This window comes from Brucella sp. NBRC 12950, assembly GCF_030268145.1.
Taxonomy (GTDB): domain Bacteria; phylum Pseudomonadota; class Alphaproteobacteria; order Rhizobiales; family Rhizobiaceae; genus Brucella.
Map to the genome: position 1 here is coordinate 1 of NZ_BSQC01000016.1, position 20,291 is coordinate 20,291.

Genomic DNA, 20,291 nt, shown 5'->3' on the forward strand with positions numbered 1-20,291 from the left:
ACGCGGCAACCGCGAAAAAATACCCAACCGGTTCATAATAAACACCCTGGCGCGGGGTGGAGCAGCCCGGTAGCTCGTCAGGCTCATAACCTGAAGGCCGCAGGTTCAAATCCTGCCCCCGCAACCACCGACCCCTGTGATCCCAACAAGGCCCCATCACGGGGCTTTTGGCGTTGATTGTTGATTTCCCCTGAGAAGTGACCCGCCTTTTAATTATTGTTCGGGTTTTTATTCACGGTCAAGTTTCGTGTATTCCTTTGCTCGTTTTGGTTCCTGAGCGGAACTGTTTTTGAACCTGAAGCTATCATTTCCGGTTTCCAGGATGTGGCAGTGATGAGTGAGCCTGTCGAGCAATGCAGTCGTCATTTTGGCATCACCAAACACGCTTGCCCATTCACTGAAGCTGAGATTCGTGGTGATTATGACACTCGTGCGCTCGTAAAGTTTGCTGAGCAGGTGGAATAGCAGCGCGCCACCTGATGCACTGAAAGGCAGATATCCGAGTTCATCAAGAATGACGAGCTGAGACGTATTCCTCGGCCGTGCGGAACGGGCCGAGGAACTATCGTTTGGGGAACAGACTGATACTGCGTGATGCAAAAGAGGCTTTAATCCCTTAAGTGCCAGTTTTTCGTGAATGGCAGACCTAGGTGCATCCTCGCAGCGATATGCTGATAGTTGCAGCTAAAGTCGGTTCAGGTCCGCGCCTCTGGTCTCAGGAGCCATTGCCACACCAATGAGCGTAATCAAGCCTATTATCGTTGCGTAGATCGCCACAGGAATATAGCTGCCGCTTCCCCATGATAACAAAGCAGTCGCTATGAATGGTGCGATTCCACCAGCGAATACTGCAGAGACTTCTCTAACGATAGAAATTGCTGTGAAGCGCGTGCGTGCACCAAACAATTCGTTGAAGAACGCGCCTTGAACAGACAGCATCGAGTAGTTTGAAATTGCGATAGAAAATGCGATTGTGCAGACGATGATCGTTGGGTTTTGGGTGTTAAGCAGCCAGAAATACGGATAAATCCCAAACGTGAACAGCGCGGCGCCAAAGAGGTAAACTGGCTTTCGACCTATGCGATCGGAAACAAAACCAAGGAGTGGAATTGTGATTATTCCGCATGCTGCGCCAATTAATACACCCGTCAAACCTATGTTGCGATCAATCAGCAATTGAGACGTGATGTAGGACAATGTCCAAACCTGAAAAAGATAGCCTGAGACATTTTCTGCGAAGCGTGCAGCGAAGGCCATCCAGAAGCGCGGCCCAGAGTCCTCGATCATATCGCGGATAGGCGCGTCGGATGTCTTTCCCTCTTCCTTAAGCTTATGGAATGTCGGAGATTCATTGACTTTCAACCGCACAAAAATGCCGGCGATGACAGCAAAAATGCTCAGCAGAAACGGAATTCTCCAGCCGTAACTCATGAAGGCTTCATCGGACATGGAGTTACTTACTGCAAAGAATGCGCCTGCCGACAACAATGTTCCGAGACATACGCCGAGCGTAGGTAAACTTGCATAAAGACCGCGTTTATTAACTGGCGCATACTCTGCGGCGAGCGTGACCGCGCCACTAAACTCGGCGCCCGCGGCTAAACCTTGAATAATGCGCAAGCCAATTAGAAGTGCAGGTGCTGCGATCCCAATAGATGCATAAGTTGGTAGCAAACCTATGAGCATAGTGCCGAAACCCATCATGATGAGCGTAACGACAAGGACTATCTTGCGCCCATGAAGATCGCCAATACGACCAAAGATAATTCCGCCCAACGGGCGGGCAAAAAAGCCAACGGCATAGGTCCCGAATGCTGCAAGCGTGCCTGCAAGGGGTGACAAATCCGGAAAGAAAATGCGGTTAAAAATCAATGCTGCCGCTGTAGCAAAGATGTAAAAGTCATACCATTCTAAGGCTGTGCCGATTAGAGCCGACGTAACAGCCCTGCGAACCTCGGAAGATTTTTTCGCTTCGTCCAAGCCTTTATCTATTTTGCGGGTGTTGATGCGCTCAATTTGCGTGACGCTCATAGTAACTCCTCCCCAGGATGATTGAATTCGTGAAAACAACAAGACCGGGCGGCTGATTGCAGCCCAGTGCCTTGCCCGCTACGGTCGATTGAGTGGTAGCTTTTGTCGTTAAGGGCTTAAGCTCGCGCGATAGAGTGCCTGTAACCCGTTTGATACATCTCGCCATGACCTTCGTTCGAGCACAGACTCTCGTAGATACGCTGATCCGTTCGTTTGGAAGGATATGTAGCCATTGTAGCGCGGGCGCACGTAGGCGTGAGATACACTGTCAAATGTGCTTGAGTAAAAGTTAGACCATTCGTGATTGAGAGTAACATCACCCCATGCACTTTCTGAGGATGGTTGTCCGTGGTGTCGAGGAATAAACTTTGTTTGCACCTCTTCACTCATCAACCATAACAAGTGAGCTTTTAGCTCCGGGGTTATCGGACTTCGTCTTGATATAGCAATACCGGTTCCTCCCAATGTGGAACCGGGCATTCCTCCCGCTGACCACGTAGGCGCGTTTGAAAAGGAGATTCTCTGCCCCAAGACATTTGACCTGTTCGCGTAGTTCACATAGCCATAGATCAACGGACACATCACTATGTCGGAGTTTATAGACATATGTTCGAGAATGCCTATCGGATTGAGATGTATTGTGTTGCGGGGAGCTCGCTGCGCCAACTCCATCATCAACTCATAAGCATCTCTTCCTCCTTGTTCATCGATAAGCACTTCGCAATCCGGATCAGCCGGTTTTCCCATAGAAGCGAGAATAGAAAAGTAGCTCAGCAGTGCATGAGGGCCGGCTAAAGAAAGGGCGACCTTTCCCGTATCTGCAGATAGGTTACTGACGTCGTTCCAGCAAAGCCCTACGGAGTCTCGTTCGATCAGATCGCTGCGCCAGGCGCTGACCTGCGTCGCTGCGTCAAGCGGAATGGCCCAGTGATTGCCATTCATTGCGTAGCTGCGGGCCGACGGGCCGATGCTTGTCCCAACAAGTTTTGCAAGCTCGGAAGGCTCGAAAATCTCCTCAAGAGAGAATAGGCAGTTGCAGTCGACGGCTTCGCCCAGGTGCGGGTGGTCGAGTACCACCAGATCGTAGCGGGAACATAGGTCTGCTATAGGCGACGATTCAAAACCTTCCAAAGGTTGTTTTTGCCAGTCAATCTCGATACTGGCTGCACTATACCTTGCCGCTGCCGCGAGAGCATCGTAACCGCGAGGGTGATCCCAGGTGAGGCCCATGATCGGCGCTGACATTGTCACAATACTCCTGCGACAACGATACCAGACTGCTTTAAAGCTTGAATTTTTGCTTCGTCATACCCGGCTTCGCGCAAAACTTCATCGGTATGTTGCCCAATAATCGGCGCGCCACGATCCACGCTGGACGGTGTTTTCGAAAATTTGATTGGAAATCCCGGCGCTTTGATATGCCCTTCCGTCGGGTGGTCATATTCTACAAAGGTTCCGTTATGAGCAATCTGTGGATCGTCAAGCAGGTCTTCATAACCATAAACCGGGCCGCACCAGATATCGGCTTCGCGCAGAAGGCGCATCCATTCATCGGTGGTTTTCAGTTTCAGGCGCTGTCTTGTTCTTGCGAAGATTTCATCCCGGTATTTCCAACTGTCATCTTCGTCATTCATCGTCAAAAAGCTATCTTCTCCGATCACTTGGCCGAATTTTGCCAAAGGCGGAAATGCAATGATGATAAAACTGTCGGACGTTGCGAAAGCCCCGTAAGGCGCCCGGATATAAACATGCGCATGCGGTTCGGCTGATCGCTGCTGCGGACGGCCACCAACCGTGAATACGGAAAGTTCCTGCATCTGAAGCGTGACGATGGCATCAAGCATGTTAACCTGCACCAACTGACCTTCGCCAGTCCGCTCCTTGTGGAGCAGGGCGGCCAGTGCCCCCTCAAAGGCTGTATAAGCCGTAACGGCATCAACGAGGTATTGTCCAGCTGCATTGGGAGCCTCATTGGCCCGCCCTGCCGATAACATGGCACCCGACAGCCCCTGCAAGACCAGGTCTTGCCCTGGCCGGTCCACATAGGGCCCTTCCTCTCCGTAACCTGACATGGAAACGTAGACCAAACCTGGATTGATCTTGGAAAGCGCTTCGTAGTCAACCCCTAGACGCTTTGCTACTCCTGGCCTGTAATTTTGCAAGAAGACATCCGCATCTTTGATCAGGTCAAGTAATACCGCTTTGCCCTCGTCGCTTTTAAGATCGATTGCCAAAGACCGTTTGTTCCGATTGAGAGAGAGAAATGACACATTGATCTTGTTGCCGGAGGCTCCCCCAGCAGAAACGTGGCGCTGCCATTCCCCTGTCACCGGCTCCACCTTGATGACATCCGCTCCGAGATCGCCAAGCCGCTGTGTTGCAAATGGACCGGCCATCGCGATTGAACAGTCGATGACTTTATATCCCGATAGAATTCCCAATTTTTATCTCCAAGGCTGTCATGAAATTTTAGTTGAGTATGGCCGTTCAGGTCATTTGCTTGGACGGCAAAGGACCATGATTTGGTTGGTTCCTTCCTGAACGGTCTCGTTTTTCTGGTTCGTTGCGCGAATATCGAGCGTGATGATCCCGCGATTACCCTTGCTGGTCAGGCGCTTGTCAGTAATGCGTAAATGGGCCTTTAGCTGATCGCCGATGAAGAGAGGGCCGGTAAACCGCCAGTTCCAGTTCAGTGCCGCAACGACATGAAATTGGACAAGGCAACGGTTCTTGAGCGCGTCGATCATCGAAAGGCCAAGCAAACCATGGGCAAGGCGGCCCCGAAACCCCATTTCCCGGGCAAACTCTTCATCAACATGTACGGGCGTGAAGTCACCCGTTAGTCCGGCAAAGGTCAGAATATGATGCTCGCCCAAGGTGATGGCGGGGGTTTCATAGGAATAATCATTTTCAATGTCTTCGAAGTAGTTCTTTTCACTCAATCGCATTACATGCCCTTACGTTTAACACGAAAATGGTAGCGCTATCATTTTACGCCCGAGAAGTAACTGACTCGGGCGGTTCCGCCCGGGTCGAAATCTTTGACGTGAACTCACAAAGCGAACTATTTGAGCTCGTTGGCGAAGACATTTTCCCGCAGGACGGGAAGTTGCTCATCAATGTTTTCGGCGGTTACAATCAGAATGGGAAGTACTTGCTCCTTTGCAGGCGACTGCCCGTCGATCTTCGCAATCACCGATTCTGCCGCCTGTTTTCCCATGAGATATGGCTGTTGCATTCCGCTTGCCAGAATAGCGCCGTCCTTAATGAGCGGAACAAATTCGGGAGTTCCGTCAAAGGCTGCGACGAGAGTATCAGAGGTGCGACGCATCGAGGCGACGGCGCGCACAGCGCCAAGAGTTGGCGTATCGGTTTGCACAAATATGCCACGCAGACCTGGATGCGCTGTGAGCATATCTTGAACAAAACGATAGGTCTCATCGGCGGTGTAGAGTTGCATTTCATTGCGCGCGACAATCTTGTGCCCCGCATCGGTAACGGCTTTCACAAAACCATTTGTTCGTTTGACGCCGTTCTGGCGAGCCTGAGAAATCTGGATAAGCCCGATTTCCGCGCTATTCCAGCCTTTGGTCGCAAGCGCTTTAGCCATTTCCTGTCCGACGGCGTATGCCCCCGCCTCATCATCTGAGGTGACAAATGTTGTATAGTCGCCAGATGTCGTGCCAATACCCGCGAAGCTCAAGGGAACGCCTGCTCGCATTGCGAGATCGAGCACTGCTGGAGCCGTCGAGGAATCAGTCGGCGATAAAACGATGCCTGTGGCACCCTTTACGATCGCGTCCTGGGCATTTTGCAACTGGCTTTGTGCATTGTTGCGGGAGTCGAGGACGGTGAACTTATATTTGTGGTCAGCAGCAGCCGCTTCGGCGCCCTTTGAGACATAACGCCAGAAAGGGGCTTCAATGCCTGCAGACAGATAAACGAGTTGCTTATCGCTTGCACGCGCGTAAGAACTATTGTTCAAAAGGCTGGCGGTGACGCATAAGGCCAACGCCGCAAAATTCCGTCGGGTAATCATCCTGGTTTCTCCTCCCAAAAATGAATCTTAAACTAGGCTTTCCGTCTCATTTGCGGGTTGTGCTAGCGCTATCATTTTGCGATACAGTTAGCGTTAACATACGAAGGTGTCAATGCGGACGAAGCGATCTCGAAATATTTCTTTGAACCTGCCGGTCGTGACCATGTCGGATGTGGCCGATAAGGCGGGCGTCTCTCCGCAGACGGTTTCTCGAGTGATCGGCAGACCAGAGCTAGTCGCGGAGAAAACACGTCTGCACGTCCAGCAGATCATCCGTGAATTGAACTATATTCCTAACGAGGCTGCACGCAATCTGGCGTCTAACAGCAGTCGCGTTGTTGCTGTTGTCATTCCGACATTATCCAGTTCTGCTTTCGCCGCAGAGGTGAAAAGCATCATTGATGTTATGGAGAAACGCGGCATATCCGTGATCATCGGCAACAGCGAATATTCGGCCCTGCGGGAAGAAAATATTATTCGAACTTTGTTAGAACGGCGCCCCTTGGGATTCATCCTCACAGGAAACAACCACACCCCTGTTGCAGAAGAGTTGCTACGAGCGAGCAGTTTGCCAATTGTCGAGACCTGGGATACTGACAGGGAAGCCATTGATATGGCTACTGGATTTTCGAATATTGCGGCGGGGCGCGCAGTCGGCGATCTATTCGTGGCGCGTGGGGCAAAGAGAATAGCTTTTGTTGGCGGTGGGGCTACCCAAGACCCCCGAGCATCGGCACGGTTCCAGGGACTTGCAGAGGCGATTGCAACCGCGGGTTTGTCGCCAGCCTGCAGAGTAGAGCTGACGATGCCGATGAATACCCAAGATGGGGTGATCGGAATGGATGAAGTGTTGCGGCGGCAACCCTTGACAGACGGGATCTTTTTTTCCGCCGATAGCTTAGCGCTTGCCGCATTGCTGGAATGCAACAGACGTGGAATTCGCGTGCCCGATCAGCTGGCCATATGCGGTTTTGGCGATTTCGATCTCGCATCGTTTGTTTCTCCAGCCTTGACGACTGTGCGCATCCAACCCGATGCGATGGGTGAACGAGCAGCCCATATGCTGCTCAGTCGATTGGACGGGGCCAAGAGCGAGAAAAAAACCATCGTTCTTGACCACCAGCTTATTCGGCGTGGAACGGCCTGATCATTTGTCTAGATGCGATACCAGTTTTCAGCGCTGTGGCGGAATAATTGGCGTTTCTCAGGGACGCTGTAGTCGTCGACAATTTCACGATAAGCATTGACGACGGTTGCATATTCACTGTGAAGACCGTCCAAGGGCCAATTTGTGCCAAACATGCAGCGATCAACGCCGAAATGTTCGATGCAGGTTTCTATCCAGGGCCGGATTGTTTCGACTGTCCAATTGTGATCGACCATTGCCAGTCCAGATAGTTTGCATGCCACATTGGGTGCTTGCGCGAGTTGGGCGATCGCTTTGCGCCAGTGATGAAAGTAGGGAACGTTCCGCTCTTTGGGGAAGCCACAATGGCCTAGGATGATGCGCGTGGAAGGAAAGTCTTTTGCCAAGGCATAAGCCTTGTGCATTTGTTGCCAGCCCGCATCCATGTCGTAAACGAGATCCCGCTTTGCCAACTCCTTGAAACCTTGTCGAAATTCGACAGCATCCAGGAAATCAAGCCCCATAAACGAAAGCATCCGCACGCCGCGAAAATTACCGAATTGTTGATGCCGATCAAGTTCGCTCGCAGCATCTTCGCTCGCAAGATCGCAGCGCGCAATGATGCCGTTTGGCATGCCTTTTTCATCGGCAACTTCTTGCAGCCATTGCGTTTCACGAACCGGGTCAGTCTCGCCATCCGCAGTTTCAATGTGTACAGACTTAATCAGATTAACCGCTTGGGCTTCCCGACGAAGGTCATCAACAAGATAGTTGTTCATGATCTTGCTGTAATCGCCTGAGGGATGGCCGATGAACGGTTTGTCGGTCAGCCAAGCGTAATATAGTCGCTTAAGATCCCACAAGTGATGATGTGCATCAACAAACTCAAACACGTATTGTTCCTGGTTCATTCGTGCCTCCTCCAAAGCTGTTAAAGTCAATCCGTCGACAGACACATGCTTGCCATATCGGAAAAGATAGCGCTATCATAAAAATCGAGGATGGCGTAAAATTGGGAGGATTCCGCTTGGATCGGAATGACACGGAGCCTGCGTTGCTGCTTACCGCACAGGGAATCGAAAAGCGGTTCGGCTCAATGAAAGCACTGAAAGGCGTTGATTTCTCGCTCAATCACCGCGAAGTGCACGCTATAGTTGGTGCAAATGGAGCCGGTAAAAGCACATTGATGCGAGCGATTGCGGGAATGCATCGCATTGATAGTGGCAGTTTGACGGTCGATGGGCGTGAAGTTCATTTCTCCTCGCCGCGCGATGCGATAGCTGCGGGTGTCAGCATGGTCACGCAAGAAACCAGTCTGGCACCTCACTTATCGGTACTCGAAAATATTTTCCTGCCCGAATTCGCAAAGCCGGGACGACTAAACTGGGCTAACAATCGTCGTCAGGCGATAGCATTAATCGACGAGTTACAGATCTCGGTTGGTTTCGGCTTGGACGACGAGGTTGGCCGTCTTTCAATGGCCAATCGGCAGCTTGTTGAGATCTTAAAAGTCTTAGCACTCAATTCCAAAGTTATATTCCTCGATGAGCCGACGACTTCATTGTCACCTTACGAATGTGACAAGTTGCTCGAACTCACGCGAAAGCTCGCTGAGCGGGGCCATAGTCTTGTTCTTGTGACCCATCGTATGGAGGAAATTTTTGCAGCAACGGACCGCCTAACGGTTTTACGCGAAGGTGCGACCGTCGTCGGTGGGATCAAGACGGATAGTATTGATGCCAATGAGCTTATCCGCCTGATGGTTGGGCGGGAACTTTCCAATATTTATGCGCATCATGAAACCCGGCCCATCAGAACAACAAGAAAAATCTTACAAGTAGAAGGATTATCCGCAAGGCCAATGGTCAAAGATGTGTCGTTTGACATCGCAGCCGGAGAAATTGTTGGGCTTGGCGGGTTGGTTGGAGCAGGGCGAACAGAAACAGTCGAGGCGATCTTTGGGTTACGTCCTGTTGAGCGTGGGTCTATCAAGTTTGCGGGCGAGGCGTTTTCGCCTCGCTCTCCATTGGAGTCCATTCGCTCCGGTATCGGTTTTATAGGCGAAGACAGAAGAACGCAGGGGTTGATACCGGACTTTTCAGTGCGGGAAAACTTGATGCTCGTTCAACTAAGTCTTCAGAAACATCAATTGGTAGACTACAAAAAATCGGAGCCGCGCGCCCATGAAGTGGTGAGCCGACTGGGATTAAACCTTAGTCGTCTGAACGATGCCAATATTTTGAAATTTAGCGGCGGCATGCAGCAAAAAATCATCATTGCGCGCTGGTTGCTCGCCAGCCCAAGACTGCTGATTTTGGATGAACCAACGCGGGGCGTCGATATTGAAACCCGTTCTACGATCTACAAAGCGTTGCGCGAGCTTTCGGATGAAGGAACAGCCATTCTGGTCATCAGTTCCGATTTTGAAGAATTGTTAGGCTTGTCTGACAGGGTCGTTGTTTTAAGCGACGGCAGAAGTGTTGCAGACGTTCCGGTTGCTTGTCTGAACACCCAACGTCTGACAATGCTGTCCGCTCCGCGTCGCTCGGCGCATTTAATTGGTGCGATGCTGACGCGTATTGCGCAGCAATTCAATGCCGGCTGCATGTGGCTCCATTATGATGACGACTATGTCTTTTGCCTGGACAGCGCACATTCGGAGCCGGTCGCGGGAATGTTGCAAAAAGGCGATTTTTTTCCATTCTCAGCCACCGTTCTCAGTCAGCCGGAGAATGCGAACATCACCATCGCGACCATGCGGGGCAAGCAGGGACAAGCGATGGGAGCAATTGTGTTACTCACGAACGATCCCGCCAAACTTCCGCTGGCTAACGAATTGGATCGTATTGTCCATCATTCATTACACACTTCAGAAAGTGTTGCAGCATGAGCGTTCAGACACCCGACACTACCCGAAATCTCTGGTCTCGCTTCAGCCACATCGGTCATTCTCTTGAACTAAGGATGTTTTTACTCACCGCCTCCATCGTGGTTGGATTGAGTTTTGCCAGTCCATATTTTCTGACCTACAACAATATACTCAACGTATTGGACCAGTCGGTTGTGGTCGGTATCCTTGCCGTAGGGCTCACCTTAGTCATTCTGACCGCAGGTATCGATCTCTCAGTGGGTTCAACTGTTGGACTGACAGGCGTTGCGATGGCTGTTAGTTTTCCTGTTTTCGGCTTCTATCCAGGGATCGCGATTGGGCTGCTCACCGGTGCAGTCATTGGATTTGCCAACGGTTTTATTATCGAGAAAGGTGGGGTCGCGGCATTCATCGTAACGCTAGGAATGATGTCAATTTGCCGAAGCTTGACCTACACATTGAGTGGCGCTCGCTCGATCACCGATCTGCCGCCCCAACTAAGCGAAATTGCAATGGGCATGATTGGCGGTATCCCGATCAATGTCATATTCCTTATCTTGCTTTACGCTTCCGTCTACTGGTTACTTAAAAAGACTAAGACTGGACGCTCCCTTTACGCAGTCGGCTCCAATCCGGAGGCAGCCCGCGTCGCTGGTCTTTCAGTGGGTCGCTATAAGATCTCGGTCTATGTCATTGCGGGTGTTTTGTGTGCAGTGGCAGCAATCTTTCTCGCTGGAAGAATTCGCTCCGTTGATCCCACAAGCGGGCTCGGGCTGGAGCTTGATGCGATTGCAGCCACAGTGATCGGCGGCACCAGTCTTTTCGGCGGGCGTGGCTCCATCATCGGAACGTTCTTTGGTGTAATCATCATGGTCTGTATTCGGAATGGATTAAACCTCTTGGGGATAGATCCGTACTGGCAAGGGACCGTAATCGGGACCATCATTATAGCTGCAGTGATCCTTGAGCGACTGTTAAACGCTAATCGATGAAGCTCCAAAACGAGGTTATTATAAGACAGGCAAGTAAATAGTGCTCTCAAAGCTGCCATCTGGAAGGCAGTGCAGCACAAACGCTTTCCAATCAGGTCATCTGGGCACAAGGCTGCGGTCAAAGTCGTCCACCGAGTGATGAACTTAACCCGGAGAAATGAACCCACTGAGCGGGTTTCATTTAAACTCACTCAGTGGAATTGAAACTTTCAGCGACCCACTCTCATCGAATGGGTCAACTAAGATGGAAGCTGTAGCGAAGGTTTCAATACCGAGCCCATCCATGCTGCAGTCTCGTATGTTGCACTTGATCGCGGACGAAATGCGAACTTGATGCAAAAGTAGGTGCGCAAGCTCACGCAGACGCTGACAGAAACCCTGTTGGCGTCGCCGTTGTTTAGGCCGTTATTCGCGTAGGGGGCAAACGCATCTATGCAAACGAGTTGGGCTCGGCGCTGAAAACGTGTCGCGGCTAGACGGGTTAGGCAGGATAGTTCGCTCAGCTATCATATTGTTTCGTCCTCCGTCGCCTCGACGAGGATTGAAACCTATTCACGGGTAGCACTGTCCTGCGGCAATGAAGGGAAATTGACTGGCTCGTTGAAGGTTCGCTGCAATTGACCCCACGCAGGATCGTGCATGTGTTTTTCTAATCCAGCTCTTGCCACCAGCGCACGAGCCTCCGATTCACCAAAATCCAGGGCTTCCTGCATGTTAGTGGTCAGAACTTTGCCGCCTTCCATGAGGATTTTTCCGTCAACGATTACGGTATCCACATCGCTGCCTAAAACTTGATGGATCAAGCGATGTACAGGCATCCAGTTTGGTGTTAAATGTGGCTTTCGCATATCAATAATGGCAATGTCGGCTTTCTTTCCCATCTCAAGGGAACCTATCTCATGAGCCATTCCAATCGCGCGGGCTGCGTCGATAGTGATCATTTCAAACACTTTGCCTGGGGGCAGAATATAGCGGTCATGATTATGCAGGATATGTTGTGTCGATTGAGCGATGCGAGCGATCTGTAGCATGTCAAAATGGCGACTTGGTGCTGCGCCGTCCGAAGTGATGGCGAGGGGAACGCCGCGGGCCATCATCTGCATGACTGGTGTGGATCGGCCGGGAGGAGCATGGGTGACATGCGTCCCTGTTTCCGCAAGAATATCAATTTCCTCGTGCGAGATTCCCCAGCAATGCTGCAAGTGCACATCCGGCCCTAGCAGGGCATGTTCCTTATCTTGCCACGCCATGCGAATTTGGCCGGCGAAAGCATCCGAGTGAATACGCACGCCCCATTTGCGCGCTGTCTCCCGAATGCGCCGTGCTTGCATTCGATCGTTCGCTGTCAAAGTGACCGCAAGATCAGGTGTCGAAGCATTCGACGGTTCAACCGAGGGCACTATCGTGAATGGTGTAAGGAAAACCTTGATGCGCCCGTCTGCCGTTTCATTTAAATTTTCAATTACTGCCTCGGCCCCCTCCAGCATTTCCTCGAAAGAAACCATATGACGCACGGGGCTGCCCGTCTCCCAACGCGTTACCGATTGCGGCCATGGCAGGCCTGCAGGTCCGACGCAGATAATTTCCCGCAAACCGAGTTCTGAATAAGCGCGCGCATGATTGATCGCAAAGATCGGGTCGTCGCTGCGGGGCATGGAGGTAATGACGCTCGCAGATGTTGTCACACCTGCACATAGTCTTTCAAGGCCCGAGACAAGGCCATCGGCGTACCAGTAGTCGCGTGTGACATAATGATAATAGGTAGGCGTGACGATCCGCATCCATAAAGAATTCGTGTCTGCAGCGATGCTGCGGATCAAGGCGTGGCCGGCATGTCCGTGCGCATCGATAAGCCCTGGAATAATCATTTTGCCGGTGCAATCGATCGTTCTTTTTTCTCGATGACGTGGTTGAAGTTCTTCTACGCTGCCAATGTCGACAATTCTGTCGTCTTCAGTTGCTAGCGCGCCGTCGTCAAGAATTCGTCTTGAACCGTCTACAGTTACAATTGTTCCGTGAAGCAGCAGTAACCCACTCATTTATGTCCCCTTTTGTTTCAGTCTCGGTTGCCCTGCGAACATGCGCGGATCCATCCACGATGTTGATGTTCTAGAGCATAATTGCCAACAATATCGTTGACAATAATGAAACAGCTAATGATACTACGGCAAAATCCGAAAGAACGGATCCTATCGTTATTCATGAAGGGAAGAGCATGACGCGTCTAAACAAGTTCCTCGTATCGGCGCTGACCGCCGCGGCTATTGCAGTGCCACTTGCAGTCTCATCTGCAGATGCTGCGACTTTGCGTTGGGGTAGCAGAGCGGACATATATTCCCTGGACCCGGATTCTGTTCCTTCGACGTCCAACTTGGCTTTTCTCAACCATATCTACGAAGGGTTGATCCGATACGGCCCAAATTTCGAGATCGAACCGGCGCTTGCAACCGAATGGAAGTTGGTCGACAACAAATATTGGCGATTTACCCTGCGTAAGGGCGTGAAGTTCCACAACGGTGCCGATTTTACCGCTGATGACGTGGTAGCATCGATGAACCGTGTGTCAGATCCGACCTCGCCGTTGCGCGGAAACATTCCGCTCTACGTCGGCGTGAAGAAAGTGGACGACTTCACGGTCGATATTGAAGTATCTGCACCCACTGCATTGTTCCTCAATGACATGACTAATATCTTCATGTTCAATGCGAAATGGCTCAAGGACAATAATGCCGAAAAGCCGACGGATATCGCTTCTAAAACCGAAAATTACGCGACCCACAACACCAATGGCACCGGACCCTTCAAGCTAGATAGCCGCGTTCCAGATTCCAAAACGGTCCTCATCGTCAACGATCAGTGGTGGGATGAGAAAAAGCATAACCTCGATCGCATTGAATATGTTCCTATTTCTTCTGCCGCAACGCGCGTTGCAGCATTGCTTTCCAACGAAATAGACCTGGTCGATTCAGCACCCATTCAGGATTTGCCGCGACTTGAATCCTCCGCGGGTATTAAGGTGAGCAAACGGACTGAGCTGCGTACGGTCTTTATCGGTTTCAATGGGAAGGAAAAGCTCGACGATGGGCGTCCGAACCCATTCCTGGATGTTCGTGTTCGCCAGGCAGTCGAGGCGAGTATCGATCGTGATCTCATTAACAAGAAAATCATGCGGGCTCTCGCTCGTCCTTCAGGCTCGTTGATAGCGCCAGAAATCGCGGGTTACGCCAAAACACTCGATGTGTTTCAACCTGCTGATCCCAAAGCGGCTCAGAAGCTTTTGGAGGAAGCCGGTCAGAAAGGCTTGGCATTCACCTATCTGTGCATGAATGATGAGAGCATTAATGAGGAAGACATCTGCTCCGGCATCGCAAATATGCTCAAGCGTGCAGGTTTCGAACCCACCATCGATATGGGGCCTCGTGCGGTACAGCAGCCAAAGCGCACAAACGGTAAGGCCGATATGTTCAATTTGAGCTGGGCCAATGAACCGACACTTGACGCTTATTCTCTGCTTTCTCAGGTTTTGTCGACACGGAGCGGCTCAACCGGTGTTTCCAACTATGGCGGCTGGTCTTATCCAGAACTTGACACATTGGTGAAAAAGGCTGCGCAAGAACCAGACACCGCAAAACGTCTGGCGCTGGAAGAAGAGGCGCTGAAAATTGCCAAAGACAAAGCGATCTTGATCCCGCTCCATCAGCAGCCCATTGCCTGGGGTATGCTTGATAAGGTTAAGAGCGTGGATTTCCGCGCCGACAATAAGCCGCGTCACTGGCACACGATGATGGCGGAATAAACCGCACCGTAGCTGATATTTGATTGCGGAAAGGAGCGTTTCATTTCGATGAAACGCTCTTTTAATTTCAAGACCAGGATCATCGCGCAATGGAAATCGACAGCTCTACCACGCCCATCTCTCGACACCTTGCTCTTGGCGAACGGCCGCAAGGTTTGACGCTTCTAACCGCACAATGGGTACTTGCCTTCAATGAGGGCGGGCATCAGTTGATTCCTAACGGCGAAATTGTGATCGAGAATGACAGGGTTCTCTATGGTGGCCCTCATTTTGAGGGAGAAGTAGCCCGTCGCATCGATTTTGGAACGGCGTTGATCAGCCCTGGGTTGGTCGACCTTGATGCATTGTCTGATCTCGATACCTATTTGCTCGTGCAAGACAATCAACCTGGGTGGCGTAAGGGGCGGATCTGGCCCCGCTCATATTTAGAGCGCGGGCCATACGAAATGTATTCGGAAGAAGAGCTCGCATTCCAAAAGCGCTTCGGATTCGGCCTTCTTTTGCTCAATGGCATCACATCGGCCGCACCTATTGCGTCTCTCTATTATCGCAAATGGGCAGAAACCGTTGGAGAATTTGAAGCGGCAGCTCAGGCGGCCCGTGATCTGGGTCTTCGCGTTTTTCTCGGTCCTGCATATCGTTCGGGCGGCATGGTTTTGGAAGAGCCGGGGCGTATCGAGCCTATTTTTGATGAAGAGCGCGGGCTCCAGGGCCTCGCCTCCGCCATTGATTTCATTGAACGCAATCATGGGCGCTATGGCGGACTGGTCAATGGATTGCTGGCTCCCGACCGTATCGAAACCTGCACATTGCGCTTGTTAAAGCGAACGATGGCGGCGGCAAACGATCTCGACTGCCGGGTAAGGGTGCATATGGCTCAAGGCAAGCTCGAACTCGATACAATGCATAGGCTTTATGGCGTTTCGGGCCCGCAATGGCTTGCGGACAACGGCCTTATGAGCGAAAAATTGTATGCTCCACACGGGACTTACGCCACGTCACAAGATTTCAAACTTTATGCCCAACACGGCGTCTCGATTGCGCATTCACCTCTGGTGTCTGCTCGCATGGGTAGCATTCTGAATTCGTTCTCCTCATGTCGCAAACTCGGTATCAATATCGGTATGGCCACCGATACGGCGCCACCGGATATGTTCATGAATATGCTGGTCGGTTTAATCGCGTGCCGTATCGGCGATAAAGCATCGGACATGGTATTTTCAAAAGACCTATTCGATGCCGCGACGCTCGGCGGTGCTAAAGCGCTTGGGCGCAACGACATTGGACAACTTTCAACGGGCTCTAAGGCAGATATCGCAGTGTTTCGTCTCGATGATGTCTATATGACACCTAGCATTGACCCGATTACGACGCTTGTGGTCGGTGGTTCGGGCAAGGTTACCTGCGCGGTGTTCGTCGACGGACGATTGTCCATGCTAGATGGCAAGGTTGCCGGTATCGATATGGCGGCAGCTCGAGAACGCGCCCAGCGTCAATATGACGGGCTTATCGCAAAATACCCTGACAGAAGTTGGCAACATCCACCACTAGAACAGATATTTGCCTCTAGCTATCCGCTTTGGAAGACAAACTCATAGCGTCTTTCTGAGGGATATTGTCAACAAGTCTCGCGCGCAAATATTTTGATATTGTCAACAATCTCGTTGACAACTTTTAGGGATTGGACATACTGTTCTTAGTGGCCAACAAGCTGAAAAGGCTGGGGCCGCCCAACAAGGAGGAAACCACACGAAACTCACAGCACGCCGGAAAGGCGAAAGGGCTTAACCTGCCGTGAGGGAGGTTTCCGTCGATGAATTAAAACAGACCCCGAAAACGGGGCGCAAATTTCCATGAGCGGAGCAAATCTATGTTTAAAAAACTGGGCCTAGCGGCCACGGTACTGGCGAGCCTTACCTTGTCAGGCCAAGCCGAAACACTGAAATGGGGGGCATCACGCGATATCTACTCGCTTGATCCATATTCATACGGCGACAGCTACACGCTTTCATTCCTTAACCATGTCTATGAGGGTTTGGTACGTTATGATGCCGAACTGAAGATCGAGCCGGCGCTTGCCGCCTCTTGGGAGAATGTCTCCGATACGGTATGGCGCTTTCATCTGCGTAAAGACGTGAAGTTCCACGATGGTGCTTCGTTCAATGCGGACGACGTCATTGCCTCTCTGAAGCGCGTCAGTGATCCGGTTTCGCCATTGCGCGGAAATCTCCCAGCGTACAAATCCTCTAAAAAAATTGACGATTATACTGTCGACATCGAGTTGAGCGGCCCCTATCCGCTGCTCCTTAACGATTTGACCAATATTCATATCTTCGATGCCGATTGGTTGAAGAATAACAACTCTGAAAAACCGACAGATGTTGGCGCGAAGATTGAGGGCTACGCGACTTACAACACCAATGGCACCGGTCCCTTCAAGCTCGAAAGTCGCGTTCCCGACTCTAAGACCGTTCTGGTAAAGAACACGGAGTGGTGGGATAAATCCCAGTCAAACATTGATCGAATTGAGTTCACGCCAATCACTTCAGCAGCAACCCGCGTTGCGGCATTGCTCTCAGGCGAAGTCAACTTCACGGAAAATGCTCCCTCACAGGATTTGCCGCGATTGCAGGCTCAGCCCGACCTCAACGTGTTGGAGCGCACAGACCTTCGTACTGTGATGATGGGATTTAATCGAAAAGCCAAACTGGCAGACGGATCTGAGAACAAATTCAATGATCTGCGAGTGCGGCAGGCATTTGCCCATGCGCTTGACCGAGACCTCATTCAGAAGCGTATCATGCGTGGTAAATCGCGCACCGCAGGTGCGATCGTAGCGCCAGAAATTCCAGGATATACCCCGGACCTGGACACGACACTCAAGTACGATCCAGGACTTTCCAAGAAACTTCTCGCAGACGCTGGTGCCACTGATTTTCCGTTCACCCTTGTCTGCACGACCGATGCTTATGTGAACGAGGAGGAGCTTTGCCAGGGAATGGTGAATATGTTGAGCCGCGGCGGCTTTAAGCCACAGCTCGATATTGCGCCGACCGCAGCACAGGCACCCAAACGCACAGGTGGTAAAGCCGACGTCTATCTGATCGGCTGGGCCACCGAGCCAATGCTGGACAGCTACTCTATCCTCCTCCAGATGATCCAGACCAAGACCGCCAATGCTGGCGTCTTCAATTGGGGCGGCTGGAGTTACCCGGATATCGACAAGCTTGTCGTGCAGGCATCCACCGAAATGGACCGCACCAAGCGCTTAGAATTACAGACACAAGCGCTAACGATGGTGAAAGAGGAAATCGTAATGCTTCCCTTGCACCAGCAACCAATGGCGTGGGTCATGTCGAGGAAGATCGACAAGATCGTACAGCTGCCTGACAATAAGCCGCGTCACTGGCTGACGCAGTTTGCCCAATAAATCAATCAAATGCCTCGGGGGGTGAAAACATCCCCCGACGTGTCCTTTTGTTACTGAGGAATTTCAATGCTGGTTTTTATCATTAAGCGCCTGGCAAACGCTATCATGGTGATGTTGGCCGTCGCTTTGCTTGCCTTTCTGATTTTTCGGTTGGCTGGCGACCCCGTCGAGATGATGGCAAACGAGCAGATGACGCAGGCGGACCGCGATAATCTGCGTGAGCGTCTTGGCCTTAACGATGGTCTTATGACGCAATATACCCGTTTCGTCGTCAATGCGGCACAAGGCAATTTTGGCATCTCCTATCGCAATGGCCAAGATGTATTAAATCTCATCGCCGAGCGGTTCCCTGCGACGCTTGAGCTCGTGCTGGTTGCGACCCTCATCTCTTTGCTTGTCGGCTTGCCATTGGGTGTCCTGACTGCGATCAAACGCGGAAAGTGGTATACGGAGGGTCTGCAGTTTCTCTCCATTGTCGGTGTTTCGTTACCGAGCTTTGTAGTCGGTATTCTCTTGATCCTCGTCTTTTCGGTCTCGCTTGGGTGGTTTCCAGCATTTGGGCGGGGTGACGTCATCCAGCTTGGCGGCTGGTCGACAGGGCTTCTTACGTCTTCTGGCCGGGCCGCAATCCTTTTGCCGTCAATCGCTCTATCTCTATATCAAGTAACGCTCGTCATGCGGCTTGTACGGGCGGAAATGCTGGAAGTGCTGCGGTCTGATTACGTCAAATTTGCTCGCGCCCGGGGTATACCGCGCTGGCGCATCTATTTCAGGCATGCCCTTCGAAATTGCCTTATGCCTGTAGTCACCATGACAGCGATGAATATAGGTTCACTTATCGCTTTCGCGCTGATCACTGAAACCGTGTTCCAATGGCCGGGGATGGGCATGTTGTTCATCCAGGCAGTCACGTTTCTCGATATTCCGGTGATGGCGGCCTATCTGTGCATTATTTCCTTCATCTTCGTTGTGCTCAACACGCTTGTGGACATTGCCTACGCGGTAATCGATCCGCGTTTGCGCACTGCTCGCTGATCTAAGGGGGATCCATAACCATGAGTACCCAAGCCTCTCAATCCACCTCGATTGTGCGCCCCTCACTTGTTCAGCGCATCCGTAAAAGCGATCTTTGGTGGTCCTTCACCCATAGCAAGACGGCCATGTTCAGTGCCGCGCTTCTGGCAATCTTGATCCTCACTGCAGTGTTCGCACCACTCATCGCACCACAAAACCCCTATGATGGCGCTGCTCTCGATATGTGGAAGGCTGAACTGCCTCCAGTATGGGAGGAGGGCGGTGAATGGCCATTCCTTCTGGGAACTGATACGCAGGGTCGAGATATGTTGTCGGCCATCCTTTATGGCACACGTATTTCTATCGTGATCGGCATTGCATCCGTTGTTCTCTCGCTCGTGATCGGTATGAGCGCAGGTCTTGTGTCGGGCTATTTTGGCGGTTTCATCGACAATCTGTTGATGCGATTTGGCGACATCACCTTATCGATCCCGACCATCCTCGTAGCTATCTTGGTTTCCACGGTTGTGCGTCAGATGCTTCCTGTCAGTTTGCGTGAAATTGGTGCGTCTGCGGTCCTTATTCTAGCCATCTCACTCTCAGCATGGGTGCAATACGCCCGCACTGTGCGCGCACAAGCAATTGTAGAGACAGGAAAGGATTACGTGTCAGCGGCGCGATTGATCGGTGTACCAGCCCGACGCATCATGGCAAAGCATATCCTTCCCAATACCCTGACCCCCATCATGGTTGCAGCAACGCTCAACTTTGGCATGGCTATTCTGACGGAAGCGACACTGTCCTTTCTCGGTATCGGCATGCCGCCAAGCCAGCCGTCGCTCGGCACGCTGATCAGGATTGGCAATCAGTTCCTTTTCTCTGGATCATGGTGGATCGTGCTTTTCCCCGTCGTTCAGCTTTGCTTGCTGGTCGTGGCCGTCAATATGCTCGGCGATTGGCTTCGCGATGCACTTAATCCGAAATTGAGGTAAGA

At 51.6% G+C, this 20,291-nt stretch carries 15 protein-coding genes, 1 tRNA gene and 1 pseudogene; 9 read left to right on the forward strand and 8 right to left on the reverse strand.

The genetic code is table 11. The features are described 5' to 3' along the window. Positions 1 to 50: 50 nt before the first annotated feature. A tRNA-Met gene (locus tag QSJ70_RS22535) sits at positions 51 to 127 on the forward strand. A gap of 101 nt (positions 128 to 228) precedes the next feature. On the opposite strand, the pseudogene QSJ70_RS22540 reads toward QSJ70_RS22535, so the two are convergent. The 6 genes and pseudogenes from QSJ70_RS22540 to QSJ70_RS22565 form a co-directional block, all read right to left on the reverse strand. Further along, positions 229 to 525: pseudogene (locus QSJ70_RS22540) on the reverse strand (ATP-binding protein); the annotation flags it as partial. 159 nt (positions 526 to 684) lie between these two features. Continuing rightward, on the reverse strand, positions 685 to 2,031 hold the full coding sequence (locus QSJ70_RS22545; protein WP_215781076.1) for an MFS transporter: 1,347 nt from the start codon (positions 2,029 to 2,031) through the stop codon (positions 685 to 687). 108 nt (positions 2,032 to 2,139) lie between these two features. Then, positions 2,140 to 3,276: a carbohydrate ABC transporter substrate-binding protein gene (locus tag QSJ70_RS22550; protein ID WP_285539824.1), complete on the reverse strand. Its 1,137-nt coding sequence runs from the start codon at positions 3,274 to 3,276 to the stop codon at positions 2,140 to 2,142. Positions 3,277 to 3,278: 2 nt separating this feature from the next. Then, positions 3,279 to 4,472, reverse strand: coding sequence for a CaiB/BaiF CoA transferase family protein (locus QSJ70_RS22555; protein ID WP_215781075.1), 1,194 nt, complete (start codon positions 4,470 to 4,472; stop codon positions 3,279 to 3,281). 51 nt (positions 4,473 to 4,523) lie between these two features. After that, complete coding sequence (locus tag QSJ70_RS22560) at positions 4,524 to 4,979, reverse strand: MaoC family dehydratase (RefSeq protein ID WP_285539827.1); 456 nt, start codon at positions 4,977 to 4,979, stop codon at positions 4,524 to 4,526. A 116-nt stretch (positions 4,980 to 5,095) separates the two neighbouring features. Continuing rightward, positions 5,096 to 6,070, reverse strand: coding sequence for a substrate-binding domain-containing protein (locus QSJ70_RS22565; RefSeq protein WP_285539829.1), 975 nt, complete (start codon positions 6,068 to 6,070; stop codon positions 5,096 to 5,098). A 112-nt stretch (positions 6,071 to 6,182) separates the two neighbouring features. Here QSJ70_RS22565 and QSJ70_RS22570 point away from each other — a divergent pair, with 112 nt between their 5' ends. Then, entirely contained in the window at positions 6,183 to 7,217 is a 1,035-nt protein-coding gene (locus QSJ70_RS22570) for a LacI family DNA-binding transcriptional regulator (RefSeq protein WP_285539831.1), read from the forward strand. Positions 7,218 to 7,225: 8 nt separating this feature from the next. Here the strand turns inward: QSJ70_RS22570 and QSJ70_RS22575 are convergent, their stop codons facing one another. Beyond that, positions 7,226 to 8,107: an amidohydrolase family protein gene (locus QSJ70_RS22575; RefSeq protein ID WP_285539833.1), complete on the reverse strand. Its 882-nt coding sequence runs from the start codon at positions 8,105 to 8,107 to the stop codon at positions 7,226 to 7,228. Between the two features lie 143 nt (positions 8,108 to 8,250). Here QSJ70_RS22575 and QSJ70_RS22580 point away from each other — a divergent pair, with 143 nt between their 5' ends. Together QSJ70_RS22580 and QSJ70_RS22585 are read left to right on the forward strand one after the other, a co-directional pair. After that, complete coding sequence (locus tag QSJ70_RS22580; protein ID WP_285539835.1) at positions 8,251 to 10,086, forward strand: sugar ABC transporter ATP-binding protein; 1,836 nt, start codon at positions 8,251 to 8,253, stop codon at positions 10,084 to 10,086. After that, entirely contained in the window at positions 10,083 to 11,057 is a 975-nt protein-coding gene (locus tag QSJ70_RS22585) for an ABC transporter permease (RefSeq protein ID WP_285539837.1), read from the forward strand. Before QSJ70_RS22580 ends, QSJ70_RS22585 begins: the two co-directional genes overlap by 4 nt. A 548-nt stretch (positions 11,058 to 11,605) precedes the next feature. Here QSJ70_RS22585 and QSJ70_RS22590 read toward each other — a convergent pair. Then, positions 11,606 to 13,096: an amidohydrolase family protein gene (locus QSJ70_RS22590; RefSeq protein WP_285539839.1), complete on the reverse strand. Its 1,491-nt coding sequence runs from the start codon at positions 13,094 to 13,096 to the stop codon at positions 11,606 to 11,608. Positions 13,097 to 13,272: 176 nt separating this feature from the next. Here QSJ70_RS22590 and QSJ70_RS22595 point away from each other — a divergent pair, with 176 nt between their 5' ends. The 5 genes from QSJ70_RS22595 to QSJ70_RS22615 all read left to right on the forward strand — a co-directional run bounded on the left by QSJ70_RS22595 (position 13,273) and on the right by QSJ70_RS22615 (position 20,289). Beyond that, positions 13,273 to 14,853, forward strand: coding sequence for an ABC transporter substrate-binding protein (locus tag QSJ70_RS22595; protein WP_285539841.1), 1,581 nt, complete (start codon positions 13,273 to 13,275; stop codon positions 14,851 to 14,853). Between the two features lie 89 nt (positions 14,854 to 14,942). Next, positions 14,943 to 16,451: an amidohydrolase family protein gene (locus tag QSJ70_RS22600; protein WP_285539844.1), complete on the forward strand. Its 1,509-nt coding sequence runs from the start codon at positions 14,943 to 14,945 to the stop codon at positions 16,449 to 16,451. A gap of 272 nt (positions 16,452 to 16,723) precedes the next feature. Beyond that, positions 16,724 to 18,283 (forward strand): ABC transporter substrate-binding protein, encoded by a 1,560-nt coding sequence (locus tag QSJ70_RS22605; RefSeq protein WP_285539846.1) that lies wholly within the window; start codon positions 16,724 to 16,726, stop codon positions 18,281 to 18,283. A 66-nt stretch (positions 18,284 to 18,349) separates the two neighbouring features. Beyond that, positions 18,350 to 19,318, forward strand: a complete 969-nt coding sequence (locus QSJ70_RS22610) for an ABC transporter permease (RefSeq protein ID WP_215781061.1) — start codon at positions 18,350 to 18,352, stop codon at positions 19,316 to 19,318. A 20-nt stretch (positions 19,319 to 19,338) separates the two neighbouring features. Then, positions 19,339 to 20,289, forward strand: coding sequence for an ABC transporter permease (locus tag QSJ70_RS22615; protein ID WP_285539848.1), 951 nt, complete (start codon positions 19,339 to 19,341; stop codon positions 20,287 to 20,289). Positions 20,290 to 20,291: the final 2 nt, after the last annotated feature.

Excerpts from the sequence above, each read along its gene's own strand:
- QSJ70_RS22595 (WP_285539841.1), top strand. The coding sequence starts at position 13,273 with ATGACGCGTCTAAACAAGTTCCTCGTATCGGCGCTGACCGCCGCGGCT.
- QSJ70_RS22565 (WP_285539829.1), bottom strand. The coding sequence starts at position 6,070 with ATGATTACCCGACGGAATTTTGCGGCGTTGGCCTTATGCGTCACCGCC.
- QSJ70_RS22560 (WP_285539827.1), bottom strand. The coding sequence starts at position 4,979 with ATGCGATTGAGTGAAAAGAACTACTTCGAAGACATTGAAAATGATTAT.
- QSJ70_RS22600 (WP_285539844.1), top strand. The coding sequence starts at position 14,943 with ATGGAAATCGACAGCTCTACCACGCCCATCTCTCGACACCTTGCTCTT.
- QSJ70_RS22550 (WP_285539824.1), bottom strand. The coding sequence starts at position 3,276 with ATGTCAGCGCCGATCATGGGCCTCACCTGGGATCACCCTCGCGGTTAC.
- QSJ70_RS22615 (WP_285539848.1), top strand. The coding sequence starts at position 19,339 with ATGAGTACCCAAGCCTCTCAATCCACCTCGATTGTGCGCCCCTCACTT.
- QSJ70_RS22590 (WP_285539839.1), bottom strand. The coding sequence starts at position 13,096 with ATGAGTGGGTTACTGCTGCTTCACGGAACAATTGTAACTGTAGACGGT.
- QSJ70_RS22585 (WP_285539837.1), top strand. The coding sequence starts at position 10,083 with ATGAGCGTTCAGACACCCGACACTACCCGAAATCTCTGGTCTCGCTTC.
- QSJ70_RS22545 (WP_215781076.1), bottom strand. The coding sequence starts at position 2,031 with ATGAGCGTCACGCAAATTGAGCGCATCAACACCCGCAAAATAGATAAA.
- QSJ70_RS22570 (WP_285539831.1), top strand. The coding sequence starts at position 6,183 with ATGCGGACGAAGCGATCTCGAAATATTTCTTTGAACCTGCCGGTCGTG.
- QSJ70_RS22605 (WP_285539846.1), top strand. The coding sequence starts at position 16,724 with ATGTTTAAAAAACTGGGCCTAGCGGCCACGGTACTGGCGAGCCTTACC.
- QSJ70_RS22610 (WP_215781061.1), top strand. The coding sequence starts at position 18,350 with ATGCTGGTTTTTATCATTAAGCGCCTGGCAAACGCTATCATGGTGATG.
- QSJ70_RS22575 (WP_285539833.1), bottom strand. The coding sequence starts at position 8,107 with ATGAACCAGGAACAATACGTGTTTGAGTTTGTTGATGCACATCATCAC.